Here is a 23,220-nt window from a genome sequence, read left to right as displayed (position 1 = left end):
TATTACTTAGGATTAATAGTCGTTTACTTGCCTTTGTTAGTTAAAGTTTGTCAATAAAAAATGGCTCAATAAAGTGCTAAGTGTCGTGCTGGTTGGTTTAAAAATTAAAGTAGTGTTAAAGAAACAAAGATCTCTTTAATAAAAAGAATTAAAATAGGTGTAACGGATTATTAATGAATCAAAATTCCAATCCTTATCGTCCCTTAAGTAATCAATAATATCCAGTAAAATATCTTTATATTTATCTTTAAGATCATCACACTCATTTTCTATTTGTTCTAAAATATCCTCATAATTATTTCTAATAATATTAGCAATGGTATATTTCATTTCATCACTATTTTCATTCTTAGTAAAAATATTTTGCATTCTTCTATTATGTTTAGTGATAAAACTCTCGTCTTCCATTGTCATTTTTTTAGCTTTAATAATATCTTTTTTTTCTAACACTCCTAATGTAAGCATATCATCTACAAACTTTTGAACGTCTTCATTATTTCTTAATTTATTAGTTAGAAAATTTAATATTGATTTTTTAAAAGCATCGTTAATATAGTTTACCGTATTAAATTCCATTGCTTTATCAATAAAACATTTAGTTATATTGACAATAAACGCTTTATCCATCTCCACCGAATAAATATTATACATTATAGTAACTAAATTCATTATTGAATTAATTAATTCATTATTATCTTTTCTATTAATCTCTTTACAAACATAACTTAATGCCATATCAATATGTTGTTTATAGTTAAAATCACTATAATATACCATATCATCGCACTTTGGGTGATATTTCTTTAATTGTTCAAACATTTCTTTTGGATAATGATTAATTACATTGAAAGCAATGTTCATTATAGTAATAAAGTCTCCTTTTGTTTTTGATTGTTCATAAAGATAACATTGTATTAATCTTTTAACATCATCATGACAATCATTTTTTATTGCAAAACTTAAATTTAAAAAAAATGTCTCTAAATGTTTATTCTTAAAGCTAACAAAATCTGAGTTAATTAGCTTACAGTTTTTAAAATATACTTCCCCTCCATTTCTCATCAAAATGGATAATGTATTAATTTTAGCATGTTGACTTTTGTCTAATAGAAAAACCACCCCAACATTAATATTAAAAACACTCTTTATAAAAAATGATATTTTAGATAGTAAAGTAATCTTTTCCCTTTCAATATAAAGACTTGAAAGTGTATTTAACACATTGTTGATTTTATTTTTTATTTGGTATTTCTCTTTTATATTTTCATAGTATTTTTTTATTGAAGTAACGTTATCAGAATTATTTCTTATATGCATAAAAACTCCTTATTCATAGTAAAACTATCCTTTATTTACTTACATCTTCATACAAAAAAAAGCCCTTATTACTAAGGGCTATAAATATCAAAAAACAAATAAGATTTAGAAATTAATTTTCAATATTGCATTAATACCACTCGAATTGATATCACTATTATATTGACCTTGATAAGAGATACCGAAAGTGGTTGATTTACTTAACTGCGCATCAACACCTAGACCAACACCAAATAAATTATCTAGTTTACCACCTCGTAGTGATGCCTCACCTGAATTGGATAACCATAGACGTGATTCAGGGCGATTATCACCAAACAGATGGCTTGCTGATATATCACCTTTTAATGCCATATTAATATTGCCTGCCATAAATGGATATCCACCACGTAAACCAACCGTAGCAACTTGAATATCTTGTGCATCTGTTTTAGTGGTAAACTTCATATTACCCACATTTTCATTGATATTATCAGTGGATACTCTTAACCAACTAAATCCAGCATAAGGTTCAATTGAGTACTGGCTAGTATTCAATTGAGTATAAGCACCTTCTAAAAAGAATTGACTAATTTTCGCATCGTAACTGGTTGAGTTATAACCTGCAGTTTGTCCTATCCAGAGTGTTCTTTTGGCATCTCTATCTTGGTTTGTATGTGTAAATCCATAATTTAATGAGGCAACATCATAAAGATTAGAGATCCCATAAGCACCAATATGAATATCATTACTATCTATCTTTCCATATTGATTACCTTTATATTTGGTGGAGCCTGCACCGAAAAATAGACCCGCTTTAGTATTTTCAGTAACATCAATTTCAGCACCTAATAACCCAACATAGAAATCAACATCCATATCACTGTGGCCATAATCCGTCTTACCCCACTGACCCATGCCGCTGATCCAAATACGCGCATTACTATTACCTAGTTGTGCATGACGACCATCACCGATACCAATAGCCTGATCTTTCACTGTACGAGTTAAACCCAATACATTAACAATACTGGCATTATTGGCATTTAAATACATATCACTACCCAATGATTGATAAGTGGTTTTCAGATCATTTTCATTCATCGGTAATACAGCATTAAATAGCTCACCATCTCCTGTATTATCTAATGCATTAGCAATAGCACGACCATTTTCATTATCAGCAAAGGTGGCTAAAGTCGTATTTTCTTTCTTAGTTAAACTACCACTGATGGTTTTATCTGTTATCGTGATATGTTTATCAAATAAAGCATAATCATTATTGGTGACAGTCGTGGTTGTGGCTGACTCTGCAACCACACGGTTACTGGCTAACATTTTCGTTTTAGTGCGATTATCAACTAAACTATCTGTATTCACCTCACCGACAACAACACTATTATTAAGATAAATATCTTTTAGTTGCCCAACATTATCCGCCCCCACATCAATATCGGCTCCTTGATTAAGCACTAAGTTACCAATATTAACATTGTGTCCTGCGGTCACTAAATAACGACCTTTATCATTAATATTAATGTTTACTTTATGGTTTTGGTTTGAGGTTAATTGGCCTTTTTGAGTAAAAGTATCGTTATAACGCTCAATAATACCTAATTTCCCACCATTAACATTGACGGCTTGCGTCCCAAAAGATCCGCTAAAGCCATATAAAGTACCTTGTTCGACAGTTGTACCACCACGGTAACAATTATTTCCCGTCATGACTAACGTACCTTCGCCTCGCTTCACCAAAGCACCATCATATAAGCCAGCATCAATTTTAGCTTGAATAGCATCAGCGCGTTTTTGGTAATATTCATGACGCCATTTTTCAGCATCTTCTTGGCTAACAATATGCGATGTAGGATCAGGATTGCCATCATTAATCACAAAATCAGTACCGAGATGATAATCACCTCCTGCCGCAATACCTTTTTCGGTATATTCTTTCAACCATGCGAGATCTTCTTGCTTACGTAGATCTAAAGCTGTTTGGGAAATATCATTAGTCCACACATCAAGCGGTGTCGCATTTAGGTTATATTCAAATTTACCTAGCAATTGACCCGGACCATACATCCCTTTATCTAAATCTGGTGTTCCCCACCCATAACGTACATCAGGAGTACCTTCTGCGGCCGTCCAGCTCTCATATAAAGAGCCATCAGGATCACGATGGTTAGCGGTAGTGAACATGACATCACGAACTTGAATGGCGTTCATGGAAGGATAACGAGACATTAATACTCCCATCGCCCCCGTCACATGAGGAGCTGCCATTGAAGTACCACTAAAGGTATCCCAACCTGGATTCCCCTCTTTATCAACCACTGTAGAATAGATATTTCGACCCGGTGCAACCACTGTCCACCATTTTGCATTACCCGCTTCATTGAAGACTTTTTCTAATACATAACCGGTGTTATCCGCATTTTGCTTCAATCCCGCCACCGCAATCCAATGCTGTTCGGCTTCGGGATTAAAATAAGGATAAAGAGGACGATAATAAGGTTGAGCAAAGTCGCGATTACCCGTTGTAAAGACCTGAACAACATTCGTTCCTTTAACTGCATCATAAGCAGCATCAACAAAGGAAGGTTTATCACCATAGACTTTTTTAAAGTAGAAATATTCGTATTCTGTCTGTGCCGTGGTGTTAACTGGCATATGTATCGTGGTATTACCACCATCAGGCCCCTCTGTTTTATCTGTATTAATAATGCGCGGGTTAGTCCCCCAGCTATTATTAATCACTTGCGCACCCGCGTCGACCATCGCTTTCCAGCCAGTATAGAAATAGGTATAGTCTTGATAAGGGCCATAGTTATTGCTGTCTGTTGCCCCAGTATTCCCTAAATAAATATCAGCCCCCCACGCCACACCATGCATACCATTACCATCACGGTTAGCCCCCACAGTACCAGTGACATGTGTGCCATGGGTATCATTCACCCCTTTGATCCAATTACCATCAACATCAAAGACTTGGCCTTTTTCATAATGTCCGCCCATTTCTTGTGGATAGCGCATTCCCGTAGAGCCATATTCACCTTTGGCTTTTACTGCATGAAAGCGTGATCCACTCAGCTCTTGATGTGAGAGCAGTGCACCAGAGTCCATCACCCCGACTTTAGCACCTTGACCATGAAAACCCAGAGCATAAGCACTAGAGGCATTCATGGCTGCAAGCCCCCAGTCTTTTTGATATTCAGGGCTTTCCCAACTTTGTTTATTACCTAATTGTCCAACTTCTGAATATGCAACAGCATAGCCAGAAAAAAGAAGTGCCGAAGTAATAAGGGAGAGTTGAAATAGAGAGTTTGTGGTATTTTTTTTCTGATTAATGGGATGGTGACTTAAAGCTATTTCTTTGTTCATTCTGTACCTTCTGTTATGTTGAAAGGGATAACATTAATTAAGGAATAAAAACAAAAGACGTAGCGATCCTCTCTTTTTTATAACAATAATTACTTGAGGGATCTCTCAAATATACGAAGCTAAACCACAAAAATAGATAGATTGCCTAACAAATCACAACTTAATAGTTTAATTAAACAATTTTAGAACATAATCTAATATTATATAAATAAATAGATTTAACGTTTTCTACGGTAATACCGACAGCTTTCAATAGCTAAATAAAGCTGATAAAAAGCAAACCAATAAAAAAACAAAATAGCTAAATTAATTAACAATTTATTTTATAATCTGATTTAGCTATTTAATTCTAGTATGAAAAATTTATTTTTCTTAATTTTATAGTAATAAAAAAAACAGTATCTTTATTTTAAAAATACTGTTTTTATTTTAATTTTTGACGTGATATTACTTAATTTTTATTCTGATGGCGTGATTTCCATTTGCCCCGCAATCCCTTTATCCGCATTTTCGAGTATTTGGCTATAATAAACAAAAGGGAAATGAGAATAAGAAGGCTGTTTTAGCTCAACTAATAATTCACTCTGTTTTTCGATCCACACTGTATCTTTCCAACCAAAATCAGCAGGCGCTGGTTTTTGTCCATCATGATTAATCACTTTAAAACGTGCACCTTCAATATGAAAAGGTTGTGGTGTTTCCACTGTCACTAACCAACGTTCCCAGCCATTTTGTTTACCGACAAGATCGATCCTTGATAACTCCCAACGCGCATTATTAATACCTGGAGGACTGTTTTGTAATTGGATCGTTCTCGGTTGAATTGAGGTGGTAATTTGTGTGTCATCCACCACCAACTGTTGTGGAGCTTTATCGGTAACCAGTGACATCAGTCCAGTAGGCTTGATGGTTAGCACATTGGTATTGCGTAATAAGTTAGAAGGTTCAAAAATACCACGTAATCTATCCATAAATCCGGCACTTTGCCCAGCAGTGATAGTCACTTCTTCGCCTTCTGATAGATCAATAAGAATTTCACGTCGCTCACCCGGTGCCATAGGAATAGATTTCAATTCTACCGGTGACGTTAACAAACCTTGATCAGAGGCTATCAGATAGAGTGAGCGACCATCATTCGCCGATAACTCATAACGTCGAGCATTCGAGGCATTAACTAAGCGTAAACGAATCCAACCTCTTGATACTTCAATATAGGGATCTTCACAGCCATTCACTAATAATGTGTCACCATAAAATCCCTCTGTCGCGGCTTCTTTGTCGTACTGTGGCGTTCCAAAGTTATCAAGGCGTTTATCTTGAAGAATAATAGGAAAGTCATTTACCCCATAATGTTTAGGCAATGGTAACGATTTGCTCTCTTCGTCTTCAACAATCCACATGCCTACCAATCCGTTATAGACATGAGGCGCCATTTTAAAAGGCGTATTCGCATGATACCAGCAGGTGGCCGCTTTTTGACGAATAGGCAACACCGGTGACCAATAGGCTCCCGGAGACATCATCCTTGCAGCTCCACCTATTTGTGTTCCCGGAACTAATAAGCCACTTACGGTCATAGAAACGGGTTCATTAAGGCGATTGCTATAAATCAGTTTGACATCATCACCGCTTTTTACTTTGATTGTCGGACCCGGCATTGAGCCATTAATGCCCCAGACTTCTGTTTTTTGTGTGCCATCAAAGGCCCAATGCACTTTTTGTAACGTTACAAAAAGAGGCTGACCATTACGTGATTCAAGTAATGGGGGAATAGGTAGTTTTCTATCACTAACTGATCCTGCACGAACAGATGAAGATAATGAGCCCAGACATACCGCTAAGCCTGAAGCCTGTAAAAACTGGCGACGACTAAATGACATACTTTCTCCGCAACAAAATACCCATATTCCTATCCCACGAGTGAGGATCAACTGATAGGAAAAAAGCTGCTGTGATATTTAAAGACAAAAGACTTAAATCAAATTATGACAGCATAATAACGCGGATATGACATAAATCCTAAAAATAGTTGATAACTTAGTGCATTTTAATTTATTAAAGACAATATCCGTCCGAAAATCGGGATATATTCAAACTATCAATCAACCTATAACGTTTATTGTTAGCCATTATAAAGTATATAATTAAACCATTAAAATCATGATGTTATAAAAATGCCAAATCAAATCGATTTGGCATTAGGTATGATAAACAATTAAATAAATTACAGACTGTTAATTTAACTTACCTGCAAAATCGCGTTTATTCATTTCTTCCACTTCTTTATCAAGCTCTTCAATTTTAGCCTTCATGATCTGACGACAATCTTCAGCTAATTCTCTCACCTGATCTTTGTTATATTTTGATACATCAATGGGAGGCAACATTTCAACAATAACGTAGCCATTATTCCAGCGATTTAATTTTATCTTACCTTGTGTGGTAGAGACACAAACAGGCACAATAGGCACCCCCGCTTGCATCGCCGCGTGAAAAGCCCCTGTTTTAAAAGGTAATAAACCACGTCCTCGGCTACGAGTTCCTTCAGGAAACATCCATACAGAGATTTTTTTCGCTTTGATTTGCTCTGCAACCTGAGTGATGGTGCTATGGGCTTTAGAGCGATTACCTCTATCAATCAAAATATTGCCAGTGATCCAATAAAGCTGTCCAAAGAAAGGAATAAACACCAAGCTTTTTTTGCCCACCGTCACGGTATTAGGTTGTACCGCATTCGACATTGTCACCATATCAAAGTTATTTTGATGGTTACCAATATAGATACTGGGTCCATAACTTTTAGCTTCTTTAGGAAAACGCTCAACTAATTTGATCCCAAAGATATGTGATAATTTGCCGAATAAACGTCCATAAGTCATTACGTGTTTCGGATTTCTGGGAGAAAACATGCAATAGATCATCCCAAAAGTCACCACAATAATGGTGTACAGAATGACAATAATGCCTCGAATAATGGCTAGCATAAGCTTTTAGCGTCCTAATAATAAGTGGGTCATATGACCCACTAATCTACATTGAAAGTTAAAATTAATGAGTTTCGATATCTATATGATCGATACTTTGTGCACCACGAGGGAGCGAGGTTCCACGACGACCACGTTTGGCTTTAAATGTCTGTAATTCATTCATCGACATCGTGAGTTTACGTTTACCAAAATGCAATGTAACACTGGCATTTTCTGGTAATACCCGCAACCAAGCGACTTTATCTTCACCACTTGCAGCCTGTGAAGCAGGAATAGAAACCATTTGGTTACCTTTTCCTTTTACCATAGTTGGCAACTCAGAGGCTTCAAAAATCAGCATTCGCCCACCCTGAGTAATGATCATGATCAAATCACTCAATTCATCATTTAAGCGTTGAGGTGGTAATGGTAATGCATTTTCAGGTAATGTTAATAATGATTTACCAGCTCTATTTTTAGAGGTTAAGTCATCAATACTACAGATAAACCCATAACCAGCGTCGGATGCCATTAAGATCTTATCGCTACTTTCCCCCATCACTACATGACGTAATTGAGCCCCTTTTTGGACTTTTAATCGTCCTGTTAAATCATCACCTTTACTACGGCCTGATGGTAATGCGTCAACATCAACAGTATAACTTTGACCCGTGGTATCAATCAGATGTACCGCTTGATTGCTCATCCCTTCAACTGCATCAAAATAATCATCCCCTGTTTTAAAGCCCACTGATTTCGCATCAATGTTATGGCCTTTTTGGCAACGGATAAGCCCTTTTTCGGACATGATCACGGTAACCGCTTCAGGGTGAAGATGTTTTAATGGGATAGGCTCATCGCCAACATCACCACTAAAATAGCTAATCTCTTCTGCTTTTAATGTTTGTTGTTGACCATCAACAGTAAATGTGAGGGCTTCATTTTTTGCTATTAACACGATTTGTTCGATAACATCACTTTGCTCTTTGCCTAATGCAACTAAGCGAGTGCCTCGACCTTTCTTATTCATCTCATTTAGATGTTCTGCAGATATCGCCAGAATACGTGTTTTATCGGTGATAATAACTAACCAATGTTGATTGTTTTTCTTTTCTGCATCGACTAAGAAAGGCGCTAGCAATTCTGTTTCATCTGAAACCGTTAACAACCCTTTACCGGTTTTATTTTTTGTCTCCATCTCTTCATAACTGAGTACGGAGCCATAACCCTCTTTCGTTGCCAGTAAATACTCCTGTTTAGCGGCTCCCGCTAACATATATTTTACGCTGGCGTCAGGTGGGAAGGTCAATTTACCGGTTAAAGGCTCACCTTGGCTACGGCCTGATGGCATGTCATTGGGACTTAAACTATAGCTTCTACCCGTTGAATCAAGGAACAATACTGGCTGGTTGCTCATACCCCGTACCGCACTATGATAACTGTCTCCGGCACGATAACTCATGGTACTAGGATCAATTTCGTGCCCTTTCGCACTACGCACCCATCCCATTTCAGAAAGCACAATAGTCACAGGCTCTGATGGCAACATATCTTGTTCATTAACCACTTTCGCCTCTTCTTGAGGTCGAATAGGAGAACGTCGTTCATCACCAAACTCTTTAGCGTCCGCCTCTATCTCTTTTTTCAATAACGTATTGAGACGGCGAGGAGAATTTAACAGTTTTACAATACTGTCGCGCTCTTTTTCCAGTTCATCACTTTCAGCTTGCAGTTTTATCTCTTCAAGCTTAGCTAAGTGACGTAAACGTAACTCTAAAATCGCTTCTGCTTGAATATCTGATAATGCAAAACGACGCATTAATTCCGCTTTTGGCTCATCTTCATAACGGATGATCTCAATCACTTCATCAATATTGAGATAAGCGATTAATAAACCTTTTAGAATTTCTAAACGGCGTAATACTTTTTCTAAGCGATGGTTTAAACGATTGGTTACGGTTTGACGGCGATAAACTAACCACTCATTTAAAATGGTTAATAGCCCTTTCACAGCAGGACGGTTATCTAACCCAATCATATTGAGGTTAACGCGATAACTTTTCTCTAAGTCTGTATTTACAAATAAGTAATACATGACTTGTTCTAAATCGACGCGATTACTACGAGGAACAATCACCAATCGAGTAGGATTTTCATGATCTGACTCATCACGTAAATCATCAACTAAAGGCAATTTTTTCGCTCGCATTAATGCAGCAATTTGTTCAAGTACCTTAGCACCAGAGACTTGATGAGGGAGAGCTGTTATCACCGCACAACCCTCTTCTTTTTGCCAAACAGCACGCATTCTAATAGAACCACGTCCTGTTTTATAAATCTTTTTGATATCCTCAGGAGCGGTGATCACTTCCGCTTCTGTTGGATAATCAGGTCCTTGTACATATTGCATAACATCAGATAACCCAGCATCAGGATTATCTAATAGCATGGTTAATGCTTGGCCGATTTCCCGCGCATTATGTGGCGGAATATCCGTTGCCATACCGACAGCAATCCCCGTTGTCCCATTTAATAAAATATTAGGTAAACGAGCAGGCAACATTTTTGGCTCTTGCAGGGTGCCATCAAAATTGGGGATCCAATCAACAGTACCATGTCCCAATTCGCTTAGCAGGATCTGTGAATATTTAGATAAGCGAGACTCGGTATAACGCATAGCTGCAAAAGATTTTGGATCATCCGGAGCCCCCCAGTTACCTTGCCCATCAATTAATGGATAACGATAAGAGAAGGGTTGCGCCATCAATACCATGGCTTCATAACAGGCGCTATCACCGTGGGGATGATATTTACCTAATACATCCCCCACTGTTCGTGCTGATTTTTTAAATTTAGCACTGCTGTTTAAACCTAATTCAGACATCGCATAGACGATACGACGCTGTACTGGCTTTAACCCATCGCCAATAAAAGGCAATGCACGATCCATAATCACGTACATTGAGTAATTGAGATAGGCATTTTCCGTAAATAAGTGGAGCGGTTGGCGCTCTACACCATCATGAGTCAGTTCACTCATTCAATATTTTCCTCAGACGCTTGGTGAGTTCCATTACACTTCGATGTCAACTTCGTCGCCTTTTTCTTGCAACCAGTTACGGCGATCTTCAGAACGTTTTTTGGCAAGTAACATATCCATCATGCCCAACGTTTCTTGATAATTTTCATCATCAATCACCAATTGCACTAAACGACGTGTATTAGGATCAAGCGTTGTCTCACGTAATTGCAGTGGATTCATCTCACCTAAGCCTTTAAAGCGTTGCACATTTGGCTTACCTTTTTTACGGCTAAGGCGTTGCAAAATAGCGTTCTTTTCTGCTTCATCAAGGGCATAACTCACTTCTTTACCTAAGTCGATACGATAAAGAGGTGGCATAGCCATATAGACATGACCTTGCTTTACTAATGCCGGGAAATGACGAACAAATAAAGCACAAAGCAAAGTGGCGATATGTAAACCATCGGAGTCCGCATCCGCAAGGATACAAATTTTTCCGTAACGTAATTGGCTTAAATCATCACTATCAGGATCCATCCCGATCGCCACAGAAATATCATGCACTTCTTGTGACGCTAATACTTCATCAGAAGAGACTTCCCAAGTATTAAGAATTTTACCACGTAGAGGCATAATCGCTTGATATTCACGATCGCGAGCTTGTTTAGCAGAGCCCCCCGCAGAGTCCCCTTCAACTAAGAAGAGTTCGGTATAACGTAAATCTTGCGAAGTACAATCTGCTAATTTACCCGGCAATGCAGGCCCCGAAGTCAGTTTTTTTCTCACCACTTTTTTAGCCGCACGCATACGTCGTTGCGCACTACTAATAGCCATTTCAGCGAGTAATTCACCGACTTGAACGTTTTGGTTTAACCATAAACTAAATGCATTTTTTACTGCACTAGCAACAAAGGCACTGGTTTGACGTGACGATAGACGCTCTTTGGTTTGTCCTGCAAATTGAGGATCTTGCATTTTTACTGATAACACATAAGCACAACGCTCCCATGTATCATCTGCGGTTAATTTAATGCCTCTTGGCAATAAATTATGGAATTCACAAAACTCGCGCATGGCATCTAATACACCTTGGCGCAAACCATTAACGTGTGTACCACCTTGTACGGTTGGAATGAGGTTCACATAACTTTCTGTGAGTAAATCGCCTCCTTCCGGCAACCAAAGCATTGACCATTCAACGGCTTCGTTATCACCTTCAAATTTCCCTGTAAATGGCTCTTCAGGCAAGCGAACAAATTCAGCGACAGCTTCACTTAAATAGTCTGTTAAACCATCAGCGTAACACCACGTTTCTTGGGTATTATTGACTTTATCGGTAAAAGAGACATTGACGCCTGGGCACAACACCGCTTTGGCTTTTAATACATGAGATAAGCTTTTTGATGAGAAACGAGGAATATCAAAGTAAGTGCTATCCGGCCAGAAATGAACACTGGTTCCTGTATCTCGTTTAGCACACGTACCTATTTGATGTAGCTCTTCAACTTTATCACCGTTCTCAAAAGCAATTTGATATATTTTGCCTTCTCGGCGCACGGTGACTTCAATACGCTTTGATAACGCATTAACCACTGAGATCCCGACACCATGCAAGCCACCAGAGTATTGGTAGTTTTTATTGGAGAATTTTCCTCCGGCATGAAGATGGGCAAGGATCAGCTCAATAGCAGAGACTTTCAGTTCTGGATGGATATCAACCGGCATTCCTCGCCCATTGTCGATAACCTCAATAGATTGGTCTGCATATAAGATAACTTCGACCTTGGTTGCATGCCCCGCAAGCGCCTCGTCCACGCTATTATCTATCACTTCCTGTGCCAAATGGTTCGGTCTAGTGGTATCGGTATACATACCAGGACGCCGACGTACAGGCTCTAGACCATTAAGAACCTCAATATCCTTTGCATTATAACTTGATTGAGTCATTGTTTTAATCTGCGGTTCACTGTTTGAGAATACTGTTTATAATAACAGGTGTTAGCGGTAATATGATATTCATTTTTGAATTGAGACATCAACCCCAGTATTGCAGGTTAATGAGTCGAAAACGATGTTATTTTCAAAAACTGAACAATTTCCGGGAAAAAACGTTCAAAATTAACAAAAGCATGGTTTCCTCCCTGCTCTACTGTTTGCTTACAAGCGCCAAGATATGAAACCGCTTGACGATAATCAAGTATTTCATCTCCAGTTTGTTGAAGCAACCAAATAAGATCGGGGGAAGTTATCGTAGGAATACGTAAGGCAAGTAACTCATCCATATGGTGAGGTGCTAATCTATACTTTTGATGAGTATAAGGATTTTCATTATCGCCTAAAAAATCCTGTAGCAAATCAAACGGGAGAACCGCAGGATTCACCACCACTGCAGGTAAATGAAAACGTTGTGATAACCAAATAGCAAGATAGCCCCCCAGCGACGAGCCAATTAATCCTAACTTATCATTGGCATTATCTTTTACTAATTTTTCAATTAATTGAGCGGCTTGCTGAGGATAAGGGGGTAATTGGGGTACAAGTAGCTCAATATCAGGATGAGTGACTGATAACCATTGTTTAAACCCTTGCGCCTTGGCTGATTGAGGCGAGCTATTAAAACCATGTAAATAGAGGATACGAGACATGACTTAATAGCCATCCGCGTCAAGATCTGGACAAAAATCTTTACCCGCTAGACGATGTACTTGAGTATCAATATTCCTCTTACCCTGTGCAGATAATGATAACTCCAAATAGCGCCAACCTGGCGAAACGGTATCTAAAGAAAAATTAGTACAATGCGGGCGAAACTGAATACAGGTAGAGGGTGTTGCTAATAAGCGAATACCATTCCACATTTCATCCATTTCTTGATGAATATGACCACATAGCATCATTTTTATTTGAGAGTGATCTTTAACACGCTCAGCTAACTGGTGAGAGTTTCTTAAACTATGTTGATCTAACCAAGTACAGCCAGAAGGCATCGGATGATGATGCAATAAGATCACAGTATCTCTTTCTTTGTGGCTTTCTAGACAGCGAGTTAGCCAATCTAACTGACAGTCAGATAACTCGCCATGGGGAACACCTTGAATTTGACTATCTAATAATAACAATTGCCAATGTTCACCAATTAACACTTGTTTTGCCGACAGAATGCCTGCCTGATTTAAAGCATCAATCATTGCTGGTTGATAATCATGATTACCGGGTAACCACACACAAGGTGAAGGTAATCTTGCAATCCCATCAGCAAAATGCTGATAAGCTGCAAAGGATTGATCTTGAACTAAATCCCCAGTAGCAACAATCAAATCAATCGATAACCCTTGCTGTTTAATCGCGTCCAATACCGCATGATAGCTACGATAGGTATTAATTCCCAACAAGGTATCATCCACATTAGCAAAAAGGTGGGTATCTGTGATTTGTAATATTCTAACGGTGTGTTGTTGATCCACCGACAATTCAAGCTGGCTTTCCAAAAGGTTTCCTTGTTTCTCTCTTACTAGCCGTTATTTTAACGTAATTTTGTATTAAAGATCTGCCACCCAATACACATTTCAAAAGATTATTGAGAAATATTCTCGCTACCAGTCACATTTTTTATCTCTTATGTTCAAGCTTAATCGATTGTATATTCATATACTTTAAAGATAATTACGTCATTTATCATATCTTTTCATAGTGACGAATAAAGTTTCTTTTGGCAATTATCACAACCAATCTTTTCTTAAGGTGACATGATGAAGCTGTAACCACTGAAGTGCGATGACAGAAGCAGCATTATCAATTATCCCTTCTTCAACCCATTGATAAGCCTGCTCTCGGCTGACGACATGAACACGAATATCTTCATTTTCACAAGCTAGCCCATGTATGCCTGTTGCTGTTGTGGCATCCACTTCCCCTACATAGACATACATCCGCTCACTGGTTCCTCCGGGGCTTGAAAGGTAACTTACAATGGGCTTACAACGACCTATTGTGATCCCAGCTTCTTCTGTGGCTTCCCGTCTTACCACCTCTTCAGGGCTTTCTCCTTCTTCCACCATGCCGGCAATCACTTCTAATAACCAAGGTGTTTGACTTGTTTCATAAGCTGGAATACGAATTTGTTCGATTAATACAACTTCGTCTCGTTTAGGATCATAAGCCAATAAAACCCCCGCATGACCACGTTCGAACACTTCTCGCTTAACTTCTGCACTCCATCCTCCCTTAAATAAACGGTGTTTGAAACGATACTCGTTCATACGGAAAAAGCCTTTATAGCGTGTTTTTTTACTTATTAGCTCAACATCATTACGTGTATATAAAAATGGTGTATTTTCCTTTTTGTTCATACAATATTCCTCTGGTTATACTTAAGTCTTTTTTTATTGCATACGTTTAATACAGATTTAAAGATATTTGCCCGCAAATCCTGTAAAGTTAACCTAAAATAAAAGGATATGGCACAAATGGCTACCCCTACTTAGGGAAACAATCTGCTAGAATTGTTTCTATACAAGATTAACAGAGGCAACTCAGCGAAACTGTTGCAACAAGGAATTAAAATGAAAAAACTGCTCTCTCTTTTAGTCACGATGAGTTTGGCAGGATTCAGCACTGCAAGTCAGGCTGAGGATCTGCTACAAGTTTATCAAAAAGCAAAGGACAGTAACCCAGAATTACGTAAGTCATTAGCTGAACGCAATCAAGCTTTTGAGAAAATCAATGAGGCACGTAGCCCATTATTACCACAATTAGGATTAGGCGCTTCTATTGATTATAAAAGTGGCTATCGTGATGCTAAAAATACCGAGTCTAACTCTCTTGGTGCGAATTTAACGCTGACCCAGACTATTTTTGATATGTCTTTATGGCGTCAATTGACCATGCAAGAAAAAACGGCGGGTATGAGTGATGTTACCTATCAAACAAGCCAACAACAGCTTATTTTAGATACCGCAACAGCTTATTTTAATGTTCTGCGTGCCATTGACTCCTTATCATTTATTGAAGCACAAAAAGAGCAGGTGTATCGCCAATTAGATCAAACTACGCAGCGTTTTAATGTAGGACTTGTTGCGATTACTGACGTACAAAATGCGCGTGCAAACTACGACAGCGTGTTGGCACAAGAAGTGGCTGGACGTAATGAACTGGATAACGCATTAGAAAAACTGCGCCAAGTCAGCGGTGTGTATTATATTAATCTGGCTTCACTTAATATCGCACGTTTTTCCACCACTCCACCAGACGCCATTGATAAACTGTTAAAAGACGCAGAAGAGCGTAACTTAAGTTTACTCAGTGCTCGTTTAGGTCAAGATTTAGCCCGTGAAAATATTCGTTTAGCGCAATCAGGCCATTTGCCAACCGTAAATTTAAATGCTTCAACGGGTGTCTCAAACAGTCATAATCACGGTAGTGCTTTACCACCAGAAACACCTGCTAACAGCCGTAATAGCTATAATGGTCAAAGCAGCATCGGACTCTCTTTAAGCATTCCATTATATACAGGTGGCAGAACGAGCTCACAAGTAGAACAAGCTCAATATGGCTTTACCAGTGCCAGTGAGCAGTTAGAATCGGTATACCGTTCTATCGTACAAATTGCACGTTCTTCTTATAACAATATTTCAGCCTCCATCAGTAGCATTAAGGCCTATCAACAAGTGGTTGTATCCGCGCAAAGCTCTTTAGATGCAACTGAAGCTGGCTACCAAGTGGGTACTCGTACTATTGTTGATGTCTTAAATGCGACCACAACGCTTTATGATGCTAAACAAAAATTATCAAGTGCACGTTACGACTATTTGATTAACCAATTAAATATCCAATATGCACGTGGTACCTTAAACGAAAATGACTTAATTCAGTTAAATAATGCGTTGGGTGAAGAGATTTCCACTTCCCCTGACAACATTATTCGTCCATTAACAAGTCCCGTACTGAATACGACAAATTAATCGTTAATAGACACCGTTAACCATCAAAACCGCTTACAGTGATATACGAGTAAGCGGTTTTTTTTATACACTAGCGAGAAAAAACATTTTTGGTTATAAATAGATTAAAAATAAATTCACCTAATGCCTATTACTTAAGTTTATAAATAACCCAATCATTATTTGTTTAATAAATAGAGGATTTAGCTGATTTCATTGCCATTATCCCTATGAAGATCACAAATTTCTGCTAATCGCTGATGATTAGGTGTTTCTTATTTATTTTCTAACCTATTTAACCTATCCTAGCTTTTATTTTGAACGTTTTACTTTTTATGGATCTTACCAATATGACAATGAAACGTACCAAATCGATTAATCGCGATGCTTTTCGTAAAGCATTTCGCCCTTATCGTCTGGCGCCTGTTGCCATCGCCATCACCGCGGTATTCGCCCTTTCAGGGTGTGAAGAGAGTGATGAGACGGTTTCACTGTATATGAATGCACAAGAATGTGCGCAAGCGAATCCATCACAAGCAGCACAATGTGAAGATTCTTACCGCACGGCATTACAAGAAGCGCAACGTACTGCACCTAAATACGCAACAATGGAAGATTGTGTTGCTGAATTTGGTGATGCGCAATGTACACAAACTGCCTCAATTGATGGTAACCCCGTTAACACCGAAAACGCCAATAACCTCAACCCTGATAGTTCACAAATGGCACAAGCTAACTCTGGTGGTAGCTTCTTTATGCCACTGATGGCAGGTTATATGATGGGGCGTTTAATGGGGGGTGGCGCACCAGCACAGCCTTTATTTAGCTCGCGTAATCCAAGCAGCCCAGCTAATGGTAAGTTTGTTGATGCAACGGGTCGTAACTATGGTCCTGCTGTCGGTGGTCGTCAAATGAACGTCCCTAAAACAGCCATGACACCAAAACCATCTACAACATCAACCATTACGCGTGGTGGCTTTGGTAATACCGTTTCACGACAAGCGGCAGCTCAACGTGCAAGCGCGACGAATAACAACCGTAGCTCAACAGGCTCCTCTTCATATCGTGCAGGTGGTTAATTAAACCATGAAACGCGAACAAATTATTGAACGTCCTGATTGGCGCGAAAAAGCGACTGAATATGGTTTTAACTTCCATACCATGTATGGCGAGCCTTACTGGTGTGAAGATGCTTATTATCAATTTTCAATGGAAGAAGTGGAAACATTAGAAGAAACCACGGAAGAGCTTCATCAGATGTGCTTACAAGTCGCTGATAAAGTGGCTAATAGTGAAGAGCTATTGACTCGTTTTCAAATTCCTCGCCATTGCTGGGATTTTGTCCGTGAGTCATGGAAAACCTCGCAACCATCGCTTTATTCACGTCTTGATTTAGCTTATGACGGTAAGGGGCCGGCAAAATTACTCGAAAATAATGCCGACACACCAACTTCATTGTATGAGTCTGCTTTTTTCCAGTGGATCTGGCTTGAAGATCAAATCAATGCGGGTCGTTTGCCACAAAATGCCGATCAATTTAATAGTATCCAAGAAAAATTGATCGACAGATTCGCTCAATTGCGTGATCAATATGGTATGCGTTATCTGCACATGTCATGTTGCCAAGATACGCAAGAAGATCGCGGTACCGTACAATATTTACAAGATTGTGCAGAAGAAGCCGAAGTCACTACCGATTTCGTTTTTATTGAAGATATTGGTTTAGGTGAACGGGGTGAGCTGACCGATCTACAAGACCAGATCATCAGCAATATGTTTAAACTCTATCCTTGGGAGTTTATGTTCCGTGAAGATTTCTCGACCAAACTTGCTGATGCAGGGATCCGTTGGTTAGAGCCAGCTTGGAAAAGTATTATTTCCAACAAAGCGTTACTGCCAATGCTGTGGGAAATGTTCCCTAATCATCCTAATTTATTACCGGCTTATTTTTATGACGGTAAAGCGCCAGATTCATTATCACGCTATGTCATCAAACCGCTCTTTTCACGAGAAGGGGCGAATATTCGTATCGTTGAAAATGGTAAAGATATCGCTGTTGCTGATGGCCCTTACGGTGAAGAAGGCTTTATTGTTCAGGACTTCCATCCACTGCCAAAATTTGGTGATAGCTATACATTAATTGGTAGCTGGCTAGTTAACGACCAATCTGCTGGTATTTGTATTCGAGAAGATAAAGAGCTTATCACGCAAGATCTGTCTCGTTTCTATCCACATATTATTTTAGATTAATAACGCAATTGCTGTGATAGCAAAACTTATTGTCTAGCATTGACCCCCTCCCCGCCCTGAGCTAAAGGGCGGGGCTTTATGGCACACCTAAAAAATAAATTTAGCCTTAACATTCTATCAATTAGTTTTATTGAATATTTTACCCAATTTGAAAGGTCATCATGCTAAGTGATTTATTAATAATATCATTATTTAATAAAGTTACTTTTTCATCCGGCTGTTTTAAACCGAGTAGATATAATGCAGGTAAAAAATGTTCTGCTGTTGGGTGTGCGAGTTGCCCTTCTTGCGTTGATAAAATGGTAAAAAGCGCTTCAGGCACTTTATCACTTTGTAAACAGCGCTCTACTGTTTCACTAAAAGATAATGCCCAAGAGTAAGGCTCTGCTTGGTCATTTTGCCAATCCATCATTCTTAAATTATGAACGATATTACCACTGCCAATCACTAATACACCTTCTCTACGTAGTTCAACCAGTTTTTTTCCAAACTGATAGTGCCACTGTGGCGATTGGTTAGCATCAATACTTAACTGAACAACAGGAATATTAGCATTAGGGTACATCTTCTCTAATATTCCCCAACTACCGTGATCGAATCCCCATTGCTCCATATCCAGTTTTAATTTCATCGGATCAATCAGATCTTCAATTAATGCAACGAGACCAATGGAGCCTTTTGCAGGATATTCTATTTGGTATAACTCTGGTGGAAATCCATAAAAATCATGGATAGTTTTAGGATGAGTCATCGCTGTAATATAAGTCCCTTGCGTATACCAATGCGCTGAGATGACTAATATTGCTTTAGGCTTAGGCAGTGTCTCTCCTAACGTCGTCCAGAGGCGAGTATATTTATTATCTTCCAATACATTCATTGGACTGCCATGTCCAACAAATAGCGCTGGCATCAATTTTCTGTCCATAATCACCTCTTATCATCTTGCTATCTATGGCATTTAGCATACTGCCTTCTTACTTGAAATATAGTCAAAGAAGTGTGAAATAGTTATTCAAAAAATATGAAAAAGCCACTTAGGGAAACTTAAGTGGCTTGAATAAGTGTGTGTGTTTTCAGTGTCGTTTTAACTTGTTAATTTCAGCCCGCTTTCTTCTCCTCGCGAAGACGATAAGCCACTAAATCTTCAATCGTTAACACTGGCATATCATGCTGTTTAGCAAAAGTGACAACTTCTGGCGCTCTGGCCATGGTGCCATCGTCATTGGTTAATTCACATAACACGGCAACAGGTTTAAAACCCGCTAACGTTGCTAAATCAATAGAAGCTTCAGTATGTCCACCACGTGTTAATACACCACCAGGTTGCGCTCGTAATGGGAATACGTGACCTGGACGATTTAAATCACTTGGTTTTGCATTATCAGCAGCAGCTGCACGTACTGTCGTTAAACGGTCTGCTGCTGAAACTCCCGTAGTCACCCCTTGGGCCGCTTCAATAGTTACCGTAAATGCGGTATGAAAATGACTGGTGTTATTTTCTACCATCATAGGTAAATCGAGTTGTTGACGGCGCTCTTCGGTAATACAGACACACACAATACCACTGCCATGACGAATAGACATCGCCATTTGTTCTGTGGTCATGGTTTCTGCGACAAATACCATATCGCCTTCATTTTCACGGTTCTCATCATCAAGCACCATCACACCTTTACCGGCACGAAGGGCTTCAAGCGCACGCTCAACACGCTCTAATGGAGAGCCAAATTCGGAAAGTAGCGTCTGATTCATGGTAAAAAAACCTCAATAATTAATGAAAGTTACCAGAACCAGGGCAGTCTTAGGAGTGGATCTCTGCTGTATAAATAGACAAGCAGAAACAACAGGAATGGATACAAGGATCCCACTGATGCTATTTTATTCTCTCCCATCCAGACTTTAACTGTCGGCTCCAGAATTACACTGGATCTGCTGACCTTTGCATCACATTGGTAATACAAAGCGCTCGCGGGCTTTACCTGATTATTCAGGTATCTACCGCCGGTGGGGACTTTCACCCCGCCCTGAGATAAACAGAGAAACTATACGCTTTAAAATAATAAGAGGCAATCCCAATCCACAATAACCCTTGTCAAATCACACTAATCTGTTATTGATAGGCAAATAATTTAACGATTTATCATAAAAATATAACAATAATATCGATATCAGGTTTTATTCCCACAGCCCTCATATTACACTTAGCATAGCTTTCTATTTTATTGTGAGGACTATCCATGCTGGACCCAAAAAAAATTGAACAAGTCGCTCGCCAAATCCAAAATGTACTACCACAAGGTATCAAAGATTTAGGTGATGATATTGATAAGAAAATCCGTGCAATACTTCAATCTCAATTAAACAAATTAGATTTGGTTAATCGCGAAGAATTTGATGTGCAAACACAAGTGCTGTTACGTACTCGCGAAAAATTGGCTCGTTTAGAGCAACGTTTAAATGAGTTGGAAGCAGGACAACAAACTGAAGTAGCCCAAGTTGAAATAACTGAAACTATTGTAGAAGCAAAAACTGACGATAAAGCATAAGCTATCACAATATGATCTATTACTCCCTGTATCACTGCAAAAGATACAGGGTAGTTTATTAAAAACAGAAAATTAGCACCCTAGGTATCACTATTCCAATTATAATAAACCGCAAAGTGATATCCCGCTATCTTCGCTCTCTTTAAAATTAGTGCAAAGATAAGTAACAAAGCAGAAACTCATCAGCAATAACGCATAAAATTAATTATGAAAAATGATTTAATAGCTTAATTAATAGACTAATTAGTCCTATTTTAAGGTATTAAAAAAGCACTCATTAGAGTGCCCTTTCAATTATAATAAACAGCTTAATTATTTCTTTTTAATGGCATTAATAATATTAGTTGTGGAAATACCATCTTCAAAATTAAGTACTTTCACTTCACCACCCGCAGCCCACACCTCTTTACTGCCAGCAATGTCTTCGGGTTTATAATCGCCACCTTTTACTAAAATATCAGGCAATACTGATGCAATTAAACGCTGTGGGGTATCTTCTTCAAACGCGACAACCCAATCAACCGCCCCTAACGCGCCTAATACGGTCATTCGTTGCTCTAATGGGTTTACTGGGCGACTCTCACCTTTTAATCGTTTAGTTGATGCATCACTATTTACCGCAACAATCAGGCGATCACCCAATTTACGTGCATTAGCTAAATAACTAACATGCCCGGCATGAAGAATATCAAAACAACCATTTGTCATCACTATGCGCTCACCACGTTGACGCGCTAAAGCAACCGCTTGTTTGAGTTGTGACTCTTCCATAATACCAAAGCCGTTATCAGCACGCCCGCGAATAGCATTTTCAAGCTCAATAGGAGAAACCGTTGACGTTCCCAGTTTCCCCACAACCACACCAGCCGCAGCGTTGGCAAGAAAGCACGCTTCCGCTAATGGTTTGCCTGCAGCTAACGCAGTAGCAAGCACGCCGATAACCGTATCTCCCGCCCCTGTCACATCATAAACTTCTTGTGCTTGAGTGGGTAAATGCAATGGCGCTTCATTGGCTTGTAATAAACTCATGCCCCGCTCTGAACGAGTGATCAATAGTGCATCAAGTGCTAAATCTTTTACTAGTTGAGTGCCCTTTTCTACTAGCTCATCATCTGTATGACAAACGCCCACCACTTGCTCAAATTCTGACATATTCGGTGTTAAGAGTGTGGCACCACGGTAGCGTTCAAAATCACTGCCTTTAGGATCGATTAGTACCGGCACACCTGCTTTTTTAGCTAATTGGATCATTTGCTGTACGTGAGAAAGTGCACCTTTAGCATAATCCGATAAAATTAAGGCACCCATTGAGGGTAATGCTTGTTGAATACGCTCATAAATTGGCTCTGGAGAGACATTGCTAAATCCCTCTTCAAAATCAAGGCGGATAAGTTGTTGGTTACGTGATAGGACACGTAATTTAGTAATAGTTGGATGTGTCGCAATAGAGACGAAATCACAACGCACATTAACCTGACTTAATGTATTGCTTAATGCTTTTGCCGCTTCATCGATGCCGGTTAACCCCACTAAACGAGAATTAGCCCCTAAAGAAGCAATATTCATTGCAACGTTAGCTGCACCACCCGGACGCTCTTCTATGGTATCTACTTTTACCACAGGCACTGGTGCTTCTGGTGAGATCCGACTTGTAGGACCATACCAATAACGGTCTAACATGACGTCACCGACAACCAGCACATTGGCTTTATTAAAATCCGGCAGCGTTACTTTCATCCCATACTCCACATTATTTTCAAAAATAAGCCGAAATAATACCATAACTTGTTACGCAAAAAGCGAAACTCATCAGAATAGTG

General features: G+C 39.0%; 16 protein-coding genes and 1 riboswitch. Of the genes, 4 read left to right on the top strand and 12 right to left on the bottom strand.

Going from position 1 to position 23,220, the window contains the following annotated elements:
• Positions 1–135 precede the first annotated feature (135 nt).
• From HMPREF3129_RS16615 to nudF, 9 genes are all read right to left on the bottom strand, one after another.
• Complete coding sequence (locus tag HMPREF3129_RS16615) at positions 136–1,317, bottom strand: hypothetical protein (RefSeq protein WP_036918979.1); 1,182 nt, start codon at positions 1,315–1,317, stop codon at positions 136–138.
• 105 nt (positions 1,318–1,422) lie between these two features.
• A complete protein-coding gene (gene pta / locus HMPREF3129_RS16610) occupies positions 1,423–4,677 on the bottom strand; it encodes an autotransporter Pta (RefSeq protein WP_036918981.1) in 3,255 nt (1,084 codons plus the stop codon).
• A gap of 458 nt (positions 4,678–5,135) precedes the next feature.
• Complete coding sequence (ftsP, locus tag HMPREF3129_RS16605; RefSeq protein ID WP_036918984.1) at positions 5,136–6,557, bottom strand: cell division protein FtsP; 1,422 nt, start codon at positions 6,555–6,557, stop codon at positions 5,136–5,138.
• 354 nt (positions 6,558–6,911) lie between these two features.
• Positions 6,912–7,661, bottom strand: a complete 750-nt coding sequence (locus tag HMPREF3129_RS16600; RefSeq protein WP_004249478.1) for a 1-acylglycerol-3-phosphate O-acyltransferase — start codon at positions 7,659–7,661, stop codon at positions 6,912–6,914.
• A gap of 64 nt (positions 7,662–7,725) precedes the next feature.
• Positions 7,726–10,683 (bottom strand): DNA topoisomerase IV subunit A, encoded by a 2,958-nt coding sequence (gene parC / locus HMPREF3129_RS16595; protein ID WP_036918986.1) that lies wholly within the window; start codon positions 10,681–10,683, stop codon positions 7,726–7,728.
• A gap of 33 nt (positions 10,684–10,716) precedes the next feature.
• Positions 10,717–12,612, bottom strand: coding sequence for a DNA topoisomerase IV subunit B (gene parE, locus HMPREF3129_RS16590; protein WP_004245554.1), 1,896 nt, complete (start codon positions 12,610–12,612; stop codon positions 10,717–10,719).
• Positions 12,613–12,719: 107 nt separating this feature from the next.
• Entirely contained in the window at positions 12,720–13,310 is a 591-nt protein-coding gene (yqiA, locus tag HMPREF3129_RS16585) for an esterase YqiA (protein WP_070487153.1), read from the bottom strand.
• 3 nt (positions 13,311–13,313) lie between these two features.
• The gene (gene cpdA / locus HMPREF3129_RS16580; protein WP_036918988.1) at positions 13,314–14,153 is read right to left on the bottom strand and encodes a 3',5'-cyclic-AMP phosphodiesterase; all 840 of its coding nucleotides are present in this window, start codon (positions 14,151–14,153) and stop codon (positions 13,314–13,316) included.
• Between the two features lie 231 nt (positions 14,154–14,384).
• Positions 14,385–15,014, bottom strand: coding sequence for an ADP-ribose diphosphatase (gene nudF, locus HMPREF3129_RS16575; protein ID WP_017827538.1), 630 nt, complete (start codon positions 15,012–15,014; stop codon positions 14,385–14,387).
• A 213-nt stretch (positions 15,015–15,227) separates the two neighbouring features.
• Between nudF and tolC the strand changes: the two genes are divergently transcribed.
• The 3 genes from tolC (at position 15,228) to HMPREF3129_RS16560 (ending at position 18,854) form a co-directional block, all read left to right on the top strand.
• Positions 15,228–16,625, top strand: coding sequence for an outer membrane channel protein TolC (tolC, locus tag HMPREF3129_RS16570; RefSeq protein WP_004245559.1), 1,398 nt, complete (start codon positions 15,228–15,230; stop codon positions 16,623–16,625).
• Between the two features lie 329 nt (positions 16,626–16,954).
• Positions 16,955–17,683, top strand: a complete 729-nt coding sequence (locus tag HMPREF3129_RS16565) for a DUF1190 family protein (protein ID WP_004249472.1) — start codon at positions 16,955–16,957, stop codon at positions 17,681–17,683.
• A gap of 7 nt (positions 17,684–17,690) precedes the next feature.
• A complete protein-coding gene (locus HMPREF3129_RS16560; RefSeq protein WP_004245561.1) occupies positions 17,691–18,854 on the top strand; it encodes a glutathionylspermidine synthase family protein in 1,164 nt (387 codons plus the stop codon).
• A gap of 139 nt (positions 18,855–18,993) precedes the next feature.
• Here the strand turns inward: HMPREF3129_RS16560 and ygiD are convergent, their stop codons facing one another.
• Together ygiD and ribB are read right to left on the bottom strand one after the other, a co-directional pair.
• Positions 18,994–19,779: a 4,5-DOPA-extradiol-dioxygenase gene (gene ygiD / locus HMPREF3129_RS16555; protein ID WP_036918992.1), complete on the bottom strand. Its 786-nt coding sequence runs from the start codon at positions 19,777–19,779 to the stop codon at positions 18,994–18,996.
• Between the two features lie 173 nt (positions 19,780–19,952).
• Complete coding sequence (ribB, locus tag HMPREF3129_RS16550; protein ID WP_004245565.1) at positions 19,953–20,606, bottom strand: 3,4-dihydroxy-2-butanone-4-phosphate synthase; 654 nt, start codon at positions 20,604–20,606, stop codon at positions 19,953–19,955.
• Between the two features lie 124 nt (positions 20,607–20,730).
• A riboswitch (FMN riboswitch) is annotated at positions 20,731–20,890 on the bottom strand.
• 201 nt (positions 20,891–21,091) lie between these two features.
• Here ribB and ubiK point away from each other — a divergent pair.
• Entirely contained in the window at positions 21,092–21,400 is a 309-nt protein-coding gene (ubiK, locus tag HMPREF3129_RS16545; protein WP_004245566.1) for a ubiquinone biosynthesis accessory factor UbiK, read from the top strand.
• A 312-nt stretch (positions 21,401–21,712) separates the two neighbouring features.
• Here ubiK and hldE read toward each other — a convergent pair whose 3' ends face one another.
• A complete protein-coding gene (gene hldE, locus HMPREF3129_RS16540; protein WP_004249466.1) occupies positions 21,713–23,137 on the bottom strand; it encodes a bifunctional D-glycero-beta-D-manno-heptose-7-phosphate kinase/D-glycero-beta-D-manno-heptose 1-phosphate adenylyltransferase HldE in 1,425 nt (474 codons plus the stop codon).
• Between the last annotated feature and the right edge of the window lie 83 nt (positions 23,138–23,220).

This window comes from Proteus sp. HMSC14B05, from assembly GCF_001808035.1.
GTDB classification, from domain to species: Bacteria; Pseudomonadota; Gammaproteobacteria; order Enterobacterales; family Enterobacteriaceae; genus Proteus; species Proteus mirabilis.
This window is presented reverse-complemented; position numbering and strand designations above follow the sequence as displayed.

Excerpts from the sequence above, each read along its gene's own strand:
- HMPREF3129_RS16615 (WP_036918979.1), bottom strand. The coding sequence starts at position 1,317 with ATGCATATAAGAAATAATTCTGATAACGTTACTTCAATAAAAAAATAC.
- pta (WP_036918981.1), bottom strand. The coding sequence starts at position 4,677 with ATGAACAAAGAAATAGCTTTAAGTCACCATCCCATTAATCAGAAAAAA.
- ftsP (WP_036918984.1), bottom strand. The coding sequence starts at position 6,557 with ATGTCATTTAGTCGTCGCCAGTTTTTACAGGCTTCAGGCTTAGCGGTA.
- HMPREF3129_RS16600 (WP_004249478.1), bottom strand. The coding sequence starts at position 7,661 with ATGCTAGCCATTATTCGAGGCATTATTGTCATTCTGTACACCATTATT.
- parC (WP_036918986.1), bottom strand. The coding sequence starts at position 10,683 with ATGAGTGAACTGACTCATGATGGTGTAGAGCGCCAACCGCTCCACTTA.
- parE (WP_004245554.1), bottom strand. The coding sequence starts at position 12,612 with ATGACTCAATCAAGTTATAATGCAAAGGATATTGAGGTTCTTAATGGT.
- yqiA (WP_070487153.1), bottom strand. The coding sequence starts at position 13,310 with ATGTCTCGTATCCTCTATTTACATGGTTTTAATAGCTCGCCTCAATCA.
- nudF (WP_017827538.1), bottom strand. The coding sequence starts at position 15,014 with ATGAACAAAAAGGAAAATACACCATTTTTATATACACGTAATGATGTT.
- tolC (WP_004245559.1), top strand. The coding sequence starts at position 15,228 with ATGAAAAAACTGCTCTCTCTTTTAGTCACGATGAGTTTGGCAGGATTC.
- HMPREF3129_RS16565 (WP_004249472.1), top strand. The coding sequence starts at position 16,955 with ATGACAATGAAACGTACCAAATCGATTAATCGCGATGCTTTTCGTAAA.
- HMPREF3129_RS16560 (WP_004245561.1), top strand. The coding sequence starts at position 17,691 with ATGAAACGCGAACAAATTATTGAACGTCCTGATTGGCGCGAAAAAGCG.
- ygiD (WP_036918992.1), bottom strand. The coding sequence starts at position 19,779 with ATGGACAGAAAATTGATGCCAGCGCTATTTGTTGGACATGGCAGTCCA.
- ribB (WP_004245565.1), bottom strand. The coding sequence starts at position 20,606 with ATGAATCAGACGCTACTTTCCGAATTTGGCTCTCCATTAGAGCGTGTT.
- ubiK (WP_004245566.1), top strand. The coding sequence starts at position 21,092 with ATGCTGGACCCAAAAAAAATTGAACAAGTCGCTCGCCAAATCCAAAAT.
- hldE (WP_004249466.1), bottom strand. The coding sequence starts at position 23,137 with ATGAAAGTAACGCTGCCGGATTTTAATAAAGCCAATGTGCTGGTTGTC.